The sequence below is a fragment of the Aliarcobacter faecis genome (assembly GCF_013201705.1).
GTDB classification, from domain to species: Bacteria; Campylobacterota; Campylobacteria; order Campylobacterales; family Arcobacteraceae; genus Aliarcobacter; species Aliarcobacter faecis.
In genome coordinates, this window is sequence record NZ_CP053837.1 from 1520321 (window position 1) to 1539192 (window position 18872).

The 18872-nt window shown below is 27.3% G+C and carries 17 protein-coding genes; 10 read left to right on the plus strand and 7 right to left on the minus strand.

Annotated features, from left to right (window positions below; translation table 11 throughout):
* Positions 1-27 precede the first annotated feature (27 nt).
* Genes AFAEC_RS07710 through AFAEC_RS07725 form a run of 4 tightly spaced genes read right to left on the minus strand, consistent with a single transcriptional unit; the run spans position 28 to position 3923 of the window.
* Positions 28-1440: a leucyl aminopeptidase gene (locus AFAEC_RS07710; RefSeq protein ID WP_026805328.1), complete on the minus strand. Its 1413-nt coding sequence runs from the start codon at positions 1438-1440 to the stop codon at positions 28-30.
* Positions 1430-2131 carry a DedA family protein gene (locus AFAEC_RS07715; RefSeq protein ID WP_026805327.1) on the minus strand — a complete coding sequence of 234 codons (702 nt, stop codon included), beginning with the start codon at positions 2129-2131 and terminating at the stop codon, positions 1430-1432. Before AFAEC_RS07715 ends, AFAEC_RS07710 begins: the two co-directional genes overlap by 11 nt.
* A 9-nt stretch (positions 2132-2140) precedes the next feature.
* Positions 2141-3352 (minus strand): tryptophan synthase subunit beta, encoded by a 1212-nt coding sequence (trpB, locus tag AFAEC_RS07720; protein WP_026805326.1) that lies wholly within the window; start codon positions 3350-3352, stop codon positions 2141-2143.
* A gap of 13 nt (positions 3353-3365) precedes the next feature.
* Positions 3366-3923 (minus strand): adenine phosphoribosyltransferase, encoded by a 558-nt coding sequence (locus tag AFAEC_RS07725; protein ID WP_034216196.1) that lies wholly within the window; start codon positions 3921-3923, stop codon positions 3366-3368.
* Between the two features lie 121 nt (positions 3924-4044).
* On the opposite strand from AFAEC_RS07725, the gene AFAEC_RS07730 reads away from it, so the two are divergent.
* A complete protein-coding gene (locus AFAEC_RS07730; protein ID WP_026805324.1) occupies positions 4045-4848 on the plus strand; it encodes a DNA ligase in 804 nt (267 codons plus the stop codon).
* Position 4849: 1 nt separating this feature from the next.
* Here AFAEC_RS07730 and AFAEC_RS07735 read toward each other — a convergent pair whose 3' ends face one another.
* The 3 genes from AFAEC_RS07735 to ispG form a co-directional block, all read right to left on the minus strand.
* Positions 4850-5245 (minus strand): type II secretion system protein, encoded by a 396-nt coding sequence (locus tag AFAEC_RS07735; protein ID WP_026805323.1) that lies wholly within the window; start codon positions 5243-5245, stop codon positions 4850-4852.
* Between the two features lie 61 nt (positions 5246-5306).
* Positions 5307-6752, minus strand: a complete 1446-nt coding sequence (locus AFAEC_RS07740) for a replicative DNA helicase (protein WP_026805322.1) — start codon at positions 6750-6752, stop codon at positions 5307-5309.
* Positions 6752-7813, minus strand: a complete 1062-nt coding sequence (gene ispG, locus AFAEC_RS07745) for a flavodoxin-dependent (E)-4-hydroxy-3-methylbut-2-enyl-diphosphate synthase (protein WP_026805321.1) — start codon at positions 7811-7813, stop codon at positions 6752-6754. Before ispG ends, AFAEC_RS07740 begins: the two co-directional genes overlap by 1 nt.
* Before the next feature lie 108 nt (positions 7814-7921).
* Here ispG and AFAEC_RS07750 point away from each other — a divergent pair, with 108 nt between their 5' ends.
* Genes AFAEC_RS07750 through AFAEC_RS07790 form a run of 9 tightly spaced genes read left to right on the plus strand, consistent with a single transcriptional unit; the run spans position 7922 to position 18844 of the window.
* Positions 7922-9994 (plus strand): sensor histidine kinase, encoded by a 2073-nt coding sequence (locus AFAEC_RS07750; RefSeq protein WP_026805320.1) that lies wholly within the window; start codon positions 7922-7924, stop codon positions 9992-9994.
* 57 nt (positions 9995-10051) lie between these two features.
* Complete coding sequence (locus AFAEC_RS07755; protein WP_026805319.1) at positions 10052-10756, plus strand: CvpA family protein; 705 nt, start codon at positions 10052-10054, stop codon at positions 10754-10756.
* A gap of 12 nt (positions 10757-10768) precedes the next feature.
* On the plus strand, positions 10769-12292 hold the full coding sequence (lysS, locus tag AFAEC_RS07760) for a lysine--tRNA ligase (protein WP_026805318.1): 1524 nt from the start codon (positions 10769-10771) through the stop codon (positions 12290-12292).
* A gap of 19 nt (positions 12293-12311) precedes the next feature.
* Positions 12312-13574 (plus strand): serine hydroxymethyltransferase, encoded by a 1263-nt coding sequence (locus tag AFAEC_RS07765; protein ID WP_027390928.1) that lies wholly within the window; start codon positions 12312-12314, stop codon positions 13572-13574.
* A gap of 17 nt (positions 13575-13591) precedes the next feature.
* Entirely contained in the window at positions 13592-14641 is a 1050-nt protein-coding gene (locus tag AFAEC_RS07770) for an SPOR domain-containing protein (RefSeq protein ID WP_026805315.1), read from the plus strand.
* Between the two features lie 12 nt (positions 14642-14653).
* The gene (locus tag AFAEC_RS07775) at positions 14654-16066 is read left to right on the plus strand and encodes an anthranilate synthase component I family protein (protein WP_026805314.1); all 1413 of its coding nucleotides are present in this window, start codon (positions 14654-14656) and stop codon (positions 16064-16066) included.
* A gap of 9 nt (positions 16067-16075) precedes the next feature.
* A complete protein-coding gene (locus tag AFAEC_RS07780; RefSeq protein ID WP_026805313.1) occupies positions 16076-16858 on the plus strand; it encodes a pyridoxine 5'-phosphate synthase in 783 nt (260 codons plus the stop codon).
* Entirely contained in the window at positions 16851-17777 is a 927-nt protein-coding gene (gene pdxA / locus AFAEC_RS07785) for a 4-hydroxythreonine-4-phosphate dehydrogenase (RefSeq protein WP_026805312.1), read from the plus strand. Before AFAEC_RS07780 ends, pdxA begins: the two co-directional genes overlap by 8 nt.
* Positions 17774-18844, plus strand: coding sequence for an ATP-binding protein (locus AFAEC_RS07790; protein ID WP_026805311.1), 1071 nt, complete (start codon positions 17774-17776; stop codon positions 18842-18844). Before pdxA ends, AFAEC_RS07790 begins: the two co-directional genes overlap by 4 nt.
* Positions 18845-18872 lie beyond the last annotated feature (28 nt).

Here is an 18872-nt window from a genome sequence, read left to right on the forward strand (position 1 = left end):
AAGTGTATTAGATTCTATATTAAACATTTAAGCAAGAGTTTTTATAAATTCAACTGCCATTCTCACACCAGTTCCACTAGCTCCATAAGGATTATATCCCCAAGCTTTTTCAACAAATGCAGGACCAGCTATATCAAAATGTATCCATTTATTTTTATTCTCATCATAAATAAAATTATCTAAAAACATTCCAGCAGTTATTGCTCCTCCATATCTTGTATTTGAGATATTACAAACATCTGCTATTTCAGATTTTATACATTTTTTTAAATATCTATTAAAATCTAGTTTTGTTGCATACTCTCCAGAATTTTGACAAGCTTCCAAAGCCCTTTGTTTTAACTCTTCACTATTTCCCATAATTCCAGTTGTGTACTCTCCAAGCCCAACTACACAAGCACCAGTCAGTGTTGCAAAATCAAAGATATAATCAAAATCTTTTATCTCATCTTGAGCATAACATAAACAATCAGCTAGTACCAATCGTCCTTCAGCATCAGTATTTCGTACTTCAATAGTTTTTCCATTTTTTGCTCTTAAAACATCATCTGGTTTATAAGCATTTCCACCTATCATATTTTCAACAGCTCCAATAATAGCATGAACTTCAACAGGAAGCTTAAGAGATGCAATAGTTTTAATAGTGTTTAAAACAGCAACTCCTCCTGATTTATCTGCTTTCATAGTTATCATAAAATCAGCTGGTTTTAACGATAATCCACCACTATCGTAAGTAAGCCCTTTTCCTACAAGAACAATTTTTGCTTTAGCTTTTTTTGGTTTATATTTTAGGTGAATTAATTGTGATTCATGAACTGAAGCACGACCAACACTATGCATTGACATCATTTTTTGTTTTTCAAGATATTTCTCTCCAAAAACTTCACACTCTAAATCAAACTCTTTTGCCAAACTTTCAGCCTCTTTTGCAAAGCTTTTTGGAGTAAAATCTTGAGGAGTTGTATTTACCATATCTCTAGCACTATTTACAGAGTTTGCGATAATTATTGACTCATCTAAAATATCTTTTAGTTTTGAACTCTTCTGCTCAACAATAAAATTTAATTCTAACTCACTTTTACTCTTTTCACTTTTATAAGTTTCAAACTTATAACTTCCTAAAATTGCACCTTCAACTAAAGCTTTAAAATTCTCTTCTAACTTACTATTTATTTGCACTTTTGCACTTTTAAATTTAGTTGTAGTTGCCTTCTTAACTGCATTTGAAATAGCAATAGCTATTGAGTCATAAGTAAACTCTTCAAAAGCTGAATAAATTTTTTTTGATTCTGGTAAAAAAATTGTTGCTTCATCTTTTATTTTAAACTCTAAACTCTCTAAAAGTTCTCTATTTTTACCTAAATCTTCAATATTATTTACCAATATTATCTCTAAATCACTCTCTTTTGATTTAGTTAATTCTAAAATTTTAATTTTCATTCATCATCCTTTTTTCAATTTTTTTAGTTGCTTTATTAAAATAATAAATTATTCCTCCACCAAAAATTATTACTAAAGGAATAGCTAAATACCAATGTGCTTTTGCCCAATGAAGAACTATCATAATTTGCTCTCCAAAATACCAAACAGGAACTATTGTAATTGCGGCCCAACACCACGCTGAAATTAGATTTATTACTGCAAATTTTCTAGCATCATATCTCGTAATTCCTATTGAAATTGGAATTATTGTTCTCATTCCATACATATATCTTTGTGTAAAAATAATTGGCCAACCATGTTTTTTCAATAATAAATGTGCAAAAGCAAACTTTCTTCTTTGCCCTCTTAATCTTTTCAAAACACTATCTTTATTAAATCTTCCTATATAAAAATATACCTGATCCCCTGCAAATCCACCAAGACCAGCTACAAAAATTGCTAAATATAAATTCATATCTCCTGTATGAGCCAATAATCCTGCCATAATAAGACCAGCTTCACCTTCAAGCATTCCCCAAACAAAAAGAATAATATATCCATACTGTCTTAATAAATATGCAAACTTTTCATCAATTCCTATAACTGGAGCTTGATATAAGCTGTAAGCTAAAAATGATATAAAAAGCACCAGAAATATAGCAAAAATCTTTCCTGTATATGGCTGAATTTTTCTAAATAGTTCTCTCAATTTTAATCCTTATTCAAAATTTAATAAACTTTTTGCTTGTATCATATCTTTATCTCCACGACCAGATAAACATATAATCACCATTTTTCCTTTTAATTTTTCTTCTGCTTTTTTTAAGTATGCTACTGCATGAGATGATTCAAAGGCTGGTATTATTCCCTCTTTTTGACTAAGCCATACAAATGCTTCAAGAGCTTCTTTATCCGTAATATTGTCATAAATTATACTTTTATTATCTTTATGAAAAGAGTGTTCAGGTCCAACACCAGGGTAATCAAGCCCAGCACTAATTGAGTGAGCTTCTAAAACTTGTCCATCTTCATCTTGAAGTAAATATGAACATTGTCCATGTAAAATTCCAGGGCTTCCAAGAGCTAGACAAGAGCCATGTTTTAGTGTATCAAGACCTAAACCACCAGCTTCAATTCCAACACAAGTAACACTATCATCTTCTAAAAAATGTGAAAACATTCCAATAGCATTTGAACCACCACCTATACAAGCAACTACATAATCTGGTAATTTACCCTCTTTTTCTAAAATCTGTTTTCTTGATTCATAACCAATAATTGCTTGAAAATCTCTTACCATCATAGGATATGGATGAGGACCTGCTACTGTTCCAATTATATAAAAAGTATCTCTTGCATTTGTAACCCAATATCTAATTGCCTCATTCATAGCATCTTTTAAAGTTTTGCTTCCACTTTCAACAGCAACCACTTTTGCACCTAAAAGTTTCATTCTAAATACATTTAGCTCTTGTCTTTCAACATCTTTTGCACCCATAAAAACTGTACATTCAAGTCCCATAAGTGCTGCTATTGTAGCAGTTGCAACTCCATGTTGCCCTGCTCCTGTCTCAGCTATTACTTTTGTTTTCCCCATTTTTTTAGCTAATAAGCCTTGAGCAATTACATTGTTTACCTTATGAGCCCCTGTATGATTTAAATCTTCTCTTTTCAAATAAACTTTTGCACCAATTTCATCACTTATATTTTTTGCAAAATAAAGAGGATTTTCTCTTCCTACATAATCTTTTAAGAAATAGTTTACCTCATTCCAAAACTCTTTATCAAATCTATACTTACTATAAGCTAGTTCTAACTCTTTTAAAACAGGCATTAATGTTTCAGGTACATATTGACCACCAAAAACTCCACCAAATTGACCCTTTTCATTTGGATCAAAAATACTTTTTTTTGGAATATAATCACTCATTTTCTATTTCCCTCTAAATCTCTAATACAGAATAAACTTCTGAAAGTTCACTTAGCCTATCTTTACCATTTAATATTGTAAAATTCAATAAAAAACAGCTCTCTACTAAATTAGCATTTAATTTTTTTATTAAATTAGCTGCAGCATAAGCTGTTCCTCCACTTACAATTAAATCATCAATTAATAAAACTCTTTTATCTTTTTGATTTAAGAAAGCATCTAAGTGTATCTCAACTTCATCAAAGCCATACTCTAGTTCATACTTTTCACAAACTGTTGTACTTGGTAATTTTCCTTTTTTTCGTACAGGAACAAAACCAACTTTAAGTCTAGTTGCCAAAGCAGCAGCAAAAATAAATCCTCTTGATTCAATTCCTGCTATAAAATCTAAATTATATGATTTATATCTATCTTCTAAATGATTCATTAGAAGTTCAAAAGCATCTTTATTATTTAAAAGTGTTGTAATATCTTTAAAGCTAATTCCTGGTTTTGGAAAATCTTCGACTACTCTTATTGAGTTTAATAAAAACTCTTTATCTTTATCATTCAAATTTTTAATATTATTCAAAATAACCTCTACTATATTAAGAAAAGTTGTACATTTTAGCCAAATAATTATTATTTCTTTATGATTTTATGAAAAAAACCAAATTTTATATATAATATAAAAAATTATTAAAAGACACTATATGAAAATTATTATACTTTTTTTAAGTATCTGTTTTTGCTTTTCAATTGAAATTGTAAAACCATCAATTTATGATGAGAAAAAGCATAATATTCAAAATTGGTTAATGAGTGAAAAACTAGATGGAATAAGAGCTATTTGGACAGGGAAAGAACTTTTAAGTAAAAATGGAAATAAACTATTTGCTCCAAATTTCTTTATAAAAGATTTTCCACCTTTTTACCTTGATGGTGAGTTGTGGACTAAAAGAGCTGATTTTGAAAATATTCAAAGCGTAGTTTTAAATCAAAATAGTAACTCTCTTTGGAAAAATATAACTTATAATATATTTGAAATTCCAAATCAAAAAGGAGATTTTTATAATAGATTAAAATTTTTGGAAGAGTTTTTAGAAAAAAATCCAAATAAATATATAAAAATTATTCCTCAAATAAAGATAATAAAAAAAGAAGATTTAAATATTTTTTTAGATGAAGTATTAAGAAAAAATGGCGAAGGTGTAATAATAAGAAACCCTTTTTTGGAATATGAAGATGGAAGAAGTCTAAATATTTTAAAAGTTAAAACATTTTTTGATGATGAAGGAGAAGTTATTTCTTATAATTACAATAGTGATAAAACATTTAGAAGTTTAAATTTAAAACTCGAAAGTGGAACAATATTTAAATTAGGTAGTGGATTTTCGTTTAAATATAGAGAAAATCCACCTAAAATTGGCTCTATTGTCACATTTAAATATTATGGTTTTACAAAAAATGGTAAACCAAAATTTGCTTCATTTTTAAGAGAAAGGAAAAATGAATAACTTAGTAAACCTCATAACTTTTTGTTACTAATCCACTATCTTTTATTTTTGTACAAATTGATGAAGTTTTTGCTGTATCAACTTTTAAATCCAAAGTAATTGGTGTTTTTGTTTTATTTACTTCCAAAGATAAACAACCATTTTTATCACTTATTTTTAAATCTTCAATATTCCAATTTGCATCAGATATATTCATAGAATCACTTATCTTATCTATTTTCTGATTTAATAAATAGTAACTTTGAATTGAATTAATAGCAGTATTTATATCCCTTTTTATAGTTGAGACTAAAGCACTATCCTTTGTATCCATAAATCTTGGCACTGCAAAGGCAACAATTATCCCTAAAATAACAATAGCAAAAATCAACTCTAAAAGAGAAAAGGCACTTTTCATAATAATCCTTTAAATAATTTAAAAGATTATAAATATTTGTTTCTTAAAATAATATTATTTATTATAAAATATTTGGTATCTCTATATTTGTCTCTTTTTCCACATCTACAACTGTTTCGAAAACAACTTCAATTGGAGCTGAACCACTAAAATCACTATCTTTATCAACAAACTTCGTAAGATTTTTATGAAAATCAAGTTTAACTGTACCTATTGGTCCATTTCTTTGCTTCCCAATAATTATCTCTGCTTCTTCTATAGGCTTATCTTGGAATTTTGATTTATAATCCTCACCTTTATCCTTTGCCTCTTTCTCTTTTCTTGCTTCATCTCTTTGTTTATAAACATCATCTCTATAAACAAACATTATAATATCAGCATCTTGTTCAATAGCACCAGACTCTCTTAAATCACTTAACATAGGTCTTTTATCTGGTCTATTTTCAAGCCCACGATTAAGCTGAGATAGTGCAACTATTGGTATTTTTAGCTCTCTTGCTAACATCTTCAATCCCCTACTAATATCTGAAACCTCTTGATGTCTATCTTTATTTCCTATTCCTTGCATTAACTGAAGATAATCTATAATTACTAAGCTTACTTTATTATCCTCATTTTGTGCCAATTTTCTTACTCTTGCTCGAAGTTGGTTAATATTTATACTTCCACCATCATCAACAAAAAGTTTTTTTGTATTTAATTGATTAAAAGCATCAGTTAATTTTGACCATTGATTATCATCCATATCACCTTTTCTAAGATTTTGTAATGGAATTGAAGTTTTTGCTGCTAACATTCTTAGCATTAGTTGTTCTGCTGGCATCTCTAAAGAGAAAAATATAACACCTTTATCTCTTTCTATATTTTTTAGTGCCATATTTAAAACTATTGCTGTTTTACCCATTGCTGGTCTTGCAGCTATTATTACTAAATCCCCTTCATTAAAACCTGTTGTTCTTTTATCTAAAGAGTCAAAACCTGTTGTTTGCCCTATTAAATACTTATTCCCAAGCTTTTTCATCTTCTCAATATATGCTAATGTATCACTTGTAACGGTTTGCATATCTTTAAGTTCACTAGTTGCACTATTTGTTGAGATTTTATAAAGTTCCCCTTGGATAGTATCAAGAGCTTCATTTGCACTTATTTGCTCTTCTATTGCAACTTTTTTTATAGTTGTTGCCAAAGTTGCTAACTCTCTTTTTACTGAAGCATCTTTTATCTCTTTTACATAAGCAACTGTATTTGTAATTGGATTTGCACTTAAAATTTCAAGTAAAACAGAGTCATCAATATCTTTTGAATTTATTTTATTTCTAATAAAATCTTCATCTATTGGCATATCATCTTCATGAAGTTTTATCATAGCTTCAAAAATAGATTTATGAGCTGGAAGATAAAAATCTTTAGGTTTTAAAACTCCTAAAATATCTTCAAGTTCTTCAGGATTAAAAAATATTGAGCTTAAAACTGCTCTTTCAATGTTTATACTATAAATACTATCCATTATATTTTTCTTTTTGCTTCAAATTCTACTTCTTCCACAAATTTATTAATCAAAGCATCTCCACTTAATTTTGCAATTATTTCACCCTTTTTCATAACAAGCCCACTTCCTTTTCCAAATGCAATAGCAACATCAGCAGCTTTTGCTTCACCAATAGCATTTACAACACACCCCATAACAGAAACATCTAATGGAGTTTTAATATGTGCTGTTCTTTTTTCAATCTCTGAAACTGCACTTACTAAATCAGCTTCAATTCTTCCACAAGTTGGACAAGAGATAATATTTAAACCCTCTTTTGAGATACCTAAATCTTTTAAGATAGCTCGTCCAACTTTTATCTCTTCTTCAAGCTCTCCAGTCATAGAGACTCTCAAAGTATCTCCTATTCCATCAAGAAGAAGAGCCCCTAAAGCAATAGATGATTTGATTGTAGAGTGGAATTGTGTTCCAGCTTCAGTAACTCCTAGATGAAATGGATAATTATTTATAGGTCTTAAAGTTCTATACGCTTCAACTGTTCTTTGAACATCACTTGCTTTTAGTGAAATTTTAATATCTGTAAACCCTAAATCTTCTAAATATTTAATATTATAATCAGCACTTGCAACCATTCCTTTTGGAGTTTGTCCATATCTATTTTCAAACTCTTTTTCCAAACTTCCACAATTTACCCCAACTCTTATTGGAATATTTCTATTTTGACAAGCCTTTACCACTTCTTGAACTCTTTTTTTATCTCCAATATTTCCAGGATTTATTCTTATACAATCTACTACTTCAGCAGCAATAAGTGCTAATTTATAGTGAAAATGAATATCTGCAACTATTGGTAAATCAACTTGTTTTTTTATCTCTTTTAAAGCATTTGCATCTTCAATATGAGGAACAGCAACTCTTACAATATCAGCTCCTGCAAAATGAAGTTTTCTTATCTGCTCAACTGTAGCTTCTACATCTGATGTTTTTGTATATGTCATTGATTGAACACTTATTGGTGCATCACCACCAATTAGGACATTACCTACTTTTATCTGTTTTGTTGGATATCTTTTTATCATAAGTGGGATTTTATCCAAAATTGTTTAAATTAAAGTGAAGATTAATTTTATAAAAGATATTATCTTTAACATTTAAACTAATAATTTTTTTATACATAAAGGTATATATTGGATAGTAGAAAAAGTTTTTTATTTGTTATTTTTATTTTTACAACACTACTTTCACTAATATTATTTATTACTTATAACTTTATTTCAAAAAAACAAGATAATCTTTTAAAATCTATATATCAAACTACATATAAAAATATCTATGAAAAAACAGAAAATTTAATAAGTGATAAACAAAATACATCATTAGCTATTGCTATTTCTCTATCAAAAGATGAAAATCTTTATAATCACCTTAAGAATAAAGAGTTTGACAAACTTAATTATGAAAAAATTGCCAAATTAATAGAGAACTATTCAAAATATAAAAATATCTGGATTCAAATTTTGGATAAAAATAAAAATAGTTTATATCGCTCTTGGACAAATATTAGAGATGGAGTACAATTTAGAGAAGATTTAGAAAATCAAGCTGCTCTAAAAAATATTTCAACTTCAATTAGTATAGGTTTATTTAATATTGGAATAAAAGCAAGAACACCTATTCTTGATGAAGAAAATAATTTTTATGGTGCCTTAGAAGTTATTACTCATTTCGATTCAATTACAGAAGATTTACAAAAAAATGGAATATCTTCTATCATAATTGCTGATAAAAAATTTAGAAAAAACCTTAAATATCCTCTATTGTCAAATATTTTTATAGATGATTATTATATTGCGAATGAAAATGCCAATACAAAATTATGCAATTATATAGAAGAAAATGGCATTGAAAAATATATTAATATAGAAACTTATATTATTGAAAATGATTATTTAATAGCAAATTATAATCTATTTAATGAAAAAAAAGAGAAAATTGGTCAAATTTTAAATTTCTATGATTTAAAAAATATCGATTCTAACTACATAAGCTCTATAAAAAAACAAACTATATTAACAATTTTAATAATTTTAATAACTCTATTTTTTATATTTATTTTATATCTTTACACAAGATACACAAATAAAATAAAATCTCAGAAACAAAAAAATAGATTAATACTTGATTCCCAATCAAGTATTGTAATAATTACAAATGGAAATGAGATAATTGATTCAAATAAAAAATTAATTGAATTTTTCAAAGATTGCAAAAATTTAAACGACTTTAAAAAGAAATATAAATGTATTTGCAGTAGTTTTGTAGATATAAATAGTGAAAACTATCTTTTAGATATTGATTATAATGGTAAGAACTGGGCTGAATATGCATTAGATAATCAAAATATTGATTTTAAAGTTGCAATTTATGATATTGAAAAAAATTTAAAACATTTTTCTCTAAAAGTTAGTAAATTAAAAAATGATAATTTAATAATTGTAACATTTACAGATATTTCTCAAGATATTGTTGAAGCAGAAAAAGAGAAAAATGAACAAAGAATTATATTCCAACAAGCAAAATTAAATGCTATAACAAATACCTTAAATAATATAGCTCATCAATGGAGACAACCTTTAAGTGTAATAAGCACCCTTACAAGTGGAATGAAATTAAAAAAAGAGTTAAACCTATTAAGTGATAAAGAGTTTAACAAATCTTGTGACACAATAATTTTTAATACTACTAAACTATCAAATACTATTGAAAATTTTACAAATTTCTTCACAAATGAAAAAGAGAATAAACTTTCTGTTGTTGAATCTATAAATCAAATAATAGAGTTTTTAGACTCTATTTTTGAAAGAAATCAAATTATTTGCCATTTTAAACACTCAAATGATATTCTTTTAGAGTGTGATAGTAGTAGTTTTTCAGAAGCTATTTTAAATATTTTTGATAACTCAATTTCAGCTTTAATTGAAAATAAAAATATTAATGAGAGATATATTTTAGTAGAGTTAGAAGATAAAATTTTAACAATTATTGATAGTGGAAACGGGATAAATGAAGAGATTATTACAAAGGTTTGTGAACCATACTTTACAACAAAACATCAAGCTTTTGGAATTGGGCTTGGACTTTATCTAGTTGAAGAGTTTTTTGCAAAAACATTAAATACTAAAATAGAGTTAAAAAATGAAGATTTTATCTATGAGAATAAAAACTTAAAAGGCTTAAAATTTACAATTTACTTTGATTAAACTTTTATTTTGATAATTTTAGATAAAATTGCCCAGATTTAGAATAAAAGGAATTTAATGCAAGACTTTTCAATTTTTGATTTAATAATTATTGCAATTACATTATTACTTGGACTAAAAGGTCTTTTTAGAGGATTTATTAAAGAAGTTTTTGGTCTTTTAGGTATTGTTGGTGCTATATTTGTAGCTTCAAGAATATCTAAAGAGTTGGGAGATTTAATAGCTCCTATTTTAGTTTTAGAAAATGAAGCAACTATTAAATTAATTGGATTTATAGTAGCTTTAGTCGTTGTTTGGTTAATTATCTATAGTGCAGGAATGGTTGTTAGTAAAATATTTAGTGCTAGTGGTTTAGGAACTGTAGATAGAATTTTTGGATTTATCTTTGGTGCTTTAAAAATATTTTTAATTTTTTCAGTTATAGCCTATGCTCTTTACCAAGTACAATCGTTTAAAAAAGTTATTGATGAAAAGTTTGCAAATTCTATAGTTATGCCACATTTATTAAGTGTTGGTTCATATATTATAAAACTCGATACTACAACTTTAACTCAAAGTTTGGATAAAGCTGTTGATTCAGTAAAAAGTAGTGAAGTTATTGGAAACAGTAAAAAAAGTATTGAAGAGAATATAGAAAATACTAAAAAAGAGATAGAAGAGAGTGTAAAAGAAGAAGTTAAACAAAATTTAGAAGAAAAATTTAAAGATGTAACTCAAGAGCTTTCAAATAAACAAGAAGAAGATAAAAAAGAGAACGAATAAAAGGATTTAAAATTGTTTGAAAACAGATATATACAACAAAGAATTGAAAAAGCAGAAAGTTTAAGAAACATAGGAATTAACCCTTATGCAAATGATAGTAAAAGAGAGTTGAGTATTCAAGATTACTTAAATAAAAATGAAGATATTTTTAATCTTGAAACAAAAAGAGATGAAAATAGAAATTTTACAATAGCTGGAAGAATTAAATTTTTTAGACTTATGGGAAAAGCAAGTTTTCTAAAACTTGAAGATGAAAGTGGAATGCTTCAAATTTATGTAGCAAGAGATAATTTAGAAGAAAATTTTTATAATGATATTTTTAAAAAATATGTAGAAGTTGGAGATATTATTGAAGTTAGTGGTTATCCATTTGTAACAGGTCAAGGAGAGCTTTCTCTTCATGTAGATAGTTTAAAAATACTTACAAAAGCTATCTCTCCACTTCCTGAAAAATATCATGGAATTCAAGATAAAGAGCTAAGATATAGACAAAGATATTTAGATTTAATTATGAATAGTGATGTTAGAGATACTTTTCATACAAGAAGTAAAGTTATAAGCTTAACTAGAAGATTTTTTGAAGATAAAGGTTTTTTAGAAGTTGAAACTCCTATGATGCATCCAATAGCTGGTGGAGCAAATGCAAAACCTTTTGTTACACATCACAATGCTTTAGGAATTGATAGATTTTTAAGAATTGCTCCTGAACTATATTTAAAAAGATTAATTGTAGGTGGATTTGAAGCAGTTTTTGAGATAAATAGAAACTTTAGAAATGAAGGAATGGATGCAACTCATAATCCAGAATTTACATCTATTGAATTTTACTGGGCATATAAAACTTATGAAGATTTAATAGAACTTACAAAAGAGTATTTTGAATATCTATTTAAAAATTTAAATATCCCTACAACTTTACCTTATGGAGATTTAGAAGTAGATTTTACTAATTTTACACAAATTCCACTAATTCAATCTTTATATGAAATTGGTGGAGTTCCAAAAGATATTGTTGAAGATAAAGAGAAAATTTTAGAGTTTTTAAAAGCAAATAATCTTGAATCAAATTCTAAATTAAATTTAGGACAACTTCAAGGAGAACTTTTTGATGAATTTGTTGAAAGTAAACTAATAAATCCAACATTTATAACTGAATATCCTGTTGAGATATCTCCACTTGCACGAAGAAGTGATAATAAACCTCATTTAACAGATAGATTTGAACTATTTATTGCAGGACGTGAAATTGCTAATGCTTTTAGTGAGTTAAATGACCCTCTTGACCAATTAAAAAGATTTGAAGGTCAAATGGAAGCAAAAGATAGTGGAGATGATGAAGCACATGAAATGGATGAAGATTTTGTTAATGCACTATCTTATGGTATGGCTCCAACAGCAGGACAAGGAATAGGAATAGATAGACTTGTAATGATGCTTACAAATCAACACTCAATTAGAGATGTTTTACTATTTCCAGCAATGAAACCAATAAAACAAGAGATAGATTTATACGAAGATTTAGAAGAGACAAAATAAAAAAGCAAAGGAAAAGTAAATGAACTATATAACAAACGAAAGATTAGAAGTAGCAGACAAAGAGGTATTTGATATTGTAGAAGTGGAATTAGCTAGACAAACAAATCATCTTGAAATGATTGCTAGTGAAAACTTTACAAGTCCTGCAGTTATGCAAGCTATGGGTAGTGTATTTACAAACAAATATGCTGAAGGTTATCCTTATAAAAGATATTATGGTGGTTGTGAGCAAGCTGACAAAGTTGAGCAATTAGCTATTGATAGAGCTTGTCAAATTTTTAATTGCAAATTTGCAAATGTTCAACCACATAGTGGTAGTCAAGCTAATGGTGCAGTTTATGCAGCATTACTTAAAGCTGGTGATAAAATCTTAGGTATGGATTTATCTCATGGTGGACACTTAACTCATGGAAGTAAACCAAGTTTCTCTGGTCAAAACTACTCTGCTTTTTATTATGGTGTTGAACTTGATGGAAGAATTAATTATGATAAAGTTGAGCAAATTGCAAAAACTGTTCAACCAAAAATCATTGTTTGTGGAGCTAGCGCTTATGCTAGAGAGATTGATTTTAAAAGATTTAGAGAAATAGCTGATAGTGTTGGTGCTATTTTATTTGCTGATATCGCTCATATTGCTGGTCTTGTTGCTGCTAATGAACATCCTAGTCCATTCCCTCATGCTCATGTTGTAACTACTACTACTCATAAGACTTTAAGAGGTCCTAGAGGTGGTATGATTATGACTAATGATGAAGAGATTGCTAAAAAAGTAAATAGTGCTATTTTCCCTGGTCTTCAAGGTGGACCACTTGTTCATGTAATTGCTGCAAAAGCTGTTGCTTTTAAAGAAATCTTAGATCCTAAATGGAAAAATTATGCTGTACAAGTAAAAGCAAATGCTAGAGTATTAGGTGAAGTATTAATCAAACGAGGATATGATATAGTAAGTGGTGGAACAGATAATCACTTAGTATTAGTAAGCTTTTTAAATAAACCATTTAGTGGAAAAGATGCAGATGCAGCACTTGGAAATGCAGGGATAACTGTAAATAAAAATACAGTTCCAGGAGAGACAAGAAGTCCATTTGTAACATCAGGAATTAGAATAGGAAGTCCTGCATTAACTGCTAGAGGAATGAAAGAGAAAGAGTTTGAGTTTATTGCAAATAAAATTTGTGATGTATTAGATAATATTGAAGATACACAGCTTCATGCTAAAATTAATAAAGAATTAGAAGAACTTGCTAGCAATTTTGTTATTTATAGTAGTTCGACTTATTAAGATATCAAGGATAATTTATGCAAATAAAAGGTAATGAATTCTTAAAAAATGTTCAAAAAAAGCAAGAGAGAGAAGAGTTAGAAAAAAGATTACAAGAGCTTAAATCTTCAAATGACAATAGTTATATTGAAGATGAAGCTCAAACAATTAGACAACAACCCTCTTTTACACAACAAGAGAGTATCAATCCTTATCAAACTAGTTTTGAACAAAATATACAAAATAATGCTAACTTAAATTCACAACATGAGCTCGATAATATAATGCTTGGAGCATCAACATTTAGCAATGAAGACAATAAGAAAAAGTATATTATGCTAGGAGTTGTTTTAGTAGTTTTATTTTTACTAACAATTATTATAATAAGATTACTAACAAGTGATTCAACAAAAGAGGACTCATTTACTTCAAATGGTGCTAAAACTTCTGAATCAAAAAGTTTATCAAATAATAACATTGAAGAAAATTTCCAAAAAATCATAAATGAAAGAGCAAAAAAAGATAATGAACAGATGATTGACCCTAGTAGATTATCTGCAGAAGAGAGATTAAATAATATTCAAACAACTCAAGACAATAGCCAACAAACAGAGCATGAAGAGACAGCTGATAATACAAACAACCAATCTATATCTAATGAAACTATAGATGATGCGATGAGAAAAGTTGAAGAGAAAAAAGCAAAACAAACACAAAATGTTCAACAAACAACAAAAACAGAAGTAGTAAAAAAAGAGCCAGCTATTCAAAAAACAGAACCTAAAAAATCTGTAAAAGATTTAATGGTAAATGAAACTACTACTAATAAAAGTATAAGTAATGAATCTGCACCTACTAGTGGTTATTTTGTTCAAGTTGGTGCATTTAGCAAAAAACCTGCTGATAGTTTTATAAATAAAATTAGAAGTGGTAATTTAAAATACAAAATTTATCAACATGAAGTAAATGGTGTTTTATATAATAAAGTTTTAATTGGTCCATACTCTTCAAAAGAAGCAGCTAGCCAGAATATAGGAAATATTAAAACAACTTTAGATATTGCAAATGCTCATGTAGTTAAATTTTAAGAAAGATAATTTATGAATTTTTATAACAAAACTCTATTTTTAGACCAATTTACACCTGTATCAATTTATGAAAAAGCAAAGGCTCTTTATAAAAATGAGCTTAGCTTTTTATTTGAAAGTACTATTAGTTCAAACAATGATGGGAACTTCTCATATATAATTATTGGAGCAAGAGAGAGAATTTGGTATAAAAATAGTGAATGTTTTTTTAAAAATGAATTAGGAAGTATAGAAAAAGTAGATAATAATCCTCTTATATTTTTAAAAAAATATTATAAAAATTTTGATAAAAACATCTATAAACAAAAAGCAAAAGAGTTGGGAATTGGTTTAATTGATGGGTTTATTGGAAATGTTGGTTATGATATAGGAAAAGAGTTCGAACCAAAATTGAAAACTTCTATGAATAATTTAGAGGATCAATTAAATATTCCTGATTTAGATTTAATTCGTCCAAAAATAATTCTAGCATATTCACATAAAACTTCAAAATTAACAATCCTTACTTCTATTGAAAGTCTTAAAAATGAACTTGATATTATAGAAAAAGAGCTTTTAAAACCTTATATTTATACTCCTCTAAAAAAAGCAGAAATTTTAGATGAAGGGAAATTTAACTATACAAAAGATGAATTTTTTGAAATGGTTGAAAAATCAAAAGAGATGATAAAAAGTGGAGATATTTTTCAAATTTTGATGTCAAATAGATTTATTCAAAGTGCAATTGTAGATCATCTTAGTTTTTATAGAGCTTTAAGAAGTAAAAATCCAAGCCCTTATTTATATCTACTTGAATTTGAAGATTTTTCAATTGCTGGAAGTAGCCCTGAAGTTATGATTAGACTTATAGATGGTCATCTACTTCTTCGTCCAATAGCAGGAACAAGAAAAAGAGGTACAACTCTCGAAAAAGATTTAGAGATGGAAAAAGAACTAATTAATGATAAAAAAGAGAGAGCTGAACATTTAATGCTTGTAGACTTGGGAAGAAATGATGTTGGTCGCGTAGCTCGTGCTGGAAGTGTAAAAGTAACAGAACTTATGAGAATTGAAAGATACTCTCATGTTATGCATATTGTTAGTGATGTAGAAGCGATTCTAGATGAGAAATATGATATGTTTGACCTATTTATGGCAACTTTTACAGCTGGAACTATGACAGGAGCTCCAAAAATAAGAGCTATGGAATTAATAGCACAATTTGAAAAGATTAAACGAAATTTTTACTCTGGAAGCATTGCTTATTTTGGTTTTGATGGTAATATGGATAGTGCAATTACTATTAGAACTTGTCTTCTTACACAAGATAAAATTATTTTTCAAGCTGGTGCTGGAGTTGTTGCTGATTCTAAAAATGAAGATGAGTATTTAGAAGTTCATAATAAACTTGCAGCAAATGTTGCTACATTAAAAGATTTATCATAAGGAGAAAATATGCTTTTAGGTGTAAATATTGATCATATAGCAACTCTAAGAGAAGCCAGAAAAATAAATGACCCAAATCCACTAGATGCTCTTAGCATTTGTAAATTTAGTGGAGCAGACCAAATAACAATTCATCTAAGAGAAGATAGACGACATATTCACGACCTTGATGCAAAAGCTATAATTGAGCAATCAGCACTTCCTATTAATTTGGAGTGTTCTATAAATAGTGATATTATAGATATTGTTTGTAAATTAAAACCTTATCGTGCTACATTAGTTCCTGAAAATAGAGATGAAGTTACCACTGAAGGTGGACTAGATTTAGAAAAGAATTTCAATAAAATAGATGCAGCTATTGAAAAATTAAAAGAGAATAATATTGAAGTTTCACTTTTTATTGACCCTAATAATAAATCAATAGAGTTAGCAAATATGTTAGAAGTTCCTTGGATTGAACTTCATACAGGAAGTTATGCAAATATCTATGCTATGCTCTATACAAATCTAAAACATACTCAACACTCAATAAAAGAGCTTGAATTAAACCAAATTGAACTTAAAAATAGACTAAATAGAAGTTTTGAAGAGCTTAAAACTGCATCTAATTTTGCCTCAAATTTAGGGTTAAAAGTAGCTGCAGGACATGGCTTAAACTATCAAAATGTTAAAAGTATTTGCACTATAAAAGAGATAGTAGAGTTAAATATTGGACAAAGTATTATTGCAAGGTCTGTTTTTACAGGATTAGCTAGTGCAATTACAGAGATGAAAAAACTAATAAATGAATAATTTACCTAAAATTGCTATTAGTATAGGAGACTTAAACGGAATTGGTATAGAGATAGCTTTAAATTCTCATAAAGAGATTTCAGAATTTTGCACTCCTATTTACTGTATAAATAAAGAGCTTTTAAATCAAGCTTCTAAATTTTTAGATATAAAAATACCAGAAAACTTTAAACTATTTGAAACTATAGGAAAGTTTATACTAAAGCCCTCTAAAGTTTGTAAAAATGCTGGTCTATACTCTTTTAACTCTTTCTTAGATGCTATTGTTTTAGCAAAAGAGAAAAAAGTTGATGCTATTTGTACACTTCCTATAAATAAAGAATCATGGAGTAAAGCAAAAATCTCTTATAAAGGACATACAGAAGTTTTAAGAGATATTTTTAAAAAAGATGCAATTATGATGTTAGGTTGCAAAGAGATGTATGTTGCACTTTTTACAGAACATATTGCATTAAAGAATGTAGCAAAAAAAATAAAGACAAAAAAAATAATTAATTTTTTACAAGATTTCTACTCTTGTACAAATGCAAAAAAAGTTGCTGTTTTAGCTCTAAATCCTCATGCAGGAGATGGTGGAGTTTTAGGGAAAGAGGAGAAAAAAATAGAAAAAGCTATAAAAAAAGTAAATAAAACTTTAGGAAATAGTATATTTTCTATGCCTTTAGTTCCTGATACAGCATTTAGCCCAAATTCAAGAAAAAACTACAAATATTATATAGCTATGTATCATGACCAAGGTTTAACTCCACTAAAAGCTCTCTATTTTGAAGAGAGTATAAATGTAAGCCTAAATCTTCCAATTATAAGAACAAGTGTTGATCATGGAACTGCTTTTGATATAGCTTATAAAAATAAGAAACCATCAAATAAAAGTTATATAAATGCAATAAAAGAAGCTATAAATTTAAGTAAAAAATGAAACTACTTGAAGAGAACTATCAAATAAACTTCTCTAAAATAAATTTTTTAGAGAGAAAAATAAAAATAAATAGTTCAAAAACTCTAATTTGTGGAGCTTCAAAAGTTGGAAAATCTTATTTAATTTTTGATTTTCTAAGTAACTTTAAAAGTGAAGAGTATTTATATATAGATTTAGCTGATTTAAGAAATAAAAATATTATAGAAGAGTTAACTTTTTTAGAAGAATTTATCTCTAAAAATAGTATAAAAGTTTTAGTTTTAGAAAATTTTAATTTTGATTGCAAAATTCCAAATTGTGAAAATATAATTTTAAGCTCTCAAAAAAATATAACTTATAATAATTTTGAAAAAATAGATTTATATGCTTTAGATTTTGAAGAGTATCTACTTTTTGACTCGAAACATCAAAATATTACTCAAAGTTTTAATAGCTTTTTAAAATATGGAAACCTACCACTTTCTATAAATATTGAAGAGCATAAAAAAATACCAAGACTTCAAGAGATACTTAAATTAAACTCTAAAGATGAAACAAGCTATGAGATATTAAAAATTTTAATAGAAAATATAGATGAAAAGAAGTCTATCTTTCAACTATTCAATCAACTAAAAGCTAGAATTAAAATCTCAAAAGATAGATTCTATGAAGAGTGTAAGGAACTAGAAGAAAGAAATAATATCTTTTTTATAGAAAAATATAATCAAGAGATGAGTTTAAAAAAGATTTATACATATAATTATGCTTTTTTAAATGCTATAAGCTTTACAAAAAAATTTAAGCAAGAGTTTACAAATATGGTTTTTCTTGAAATAAAAAAGGAAAATAATAAAATTTTCTATCTTGAAAATATAGATTTTTATATAAAAGATGAAAATTTAGCAATAGTTTGTATCCCATTTTTTAATCAAACAATAAATTCAAACCTACTTAAAAAAGTAGTAAAAACTGCTTTAGAAAATAAAATAGAAAAAATAGAAATTATTACAGTTTCAAATAGTGAAAATTTATCGAATAGCAAGATACAAATTAATGTTATATCTTTTTATGAATGGGCTTTAAGCTAAGAGTTTGTTAATGATTTTTTAGGTAAAA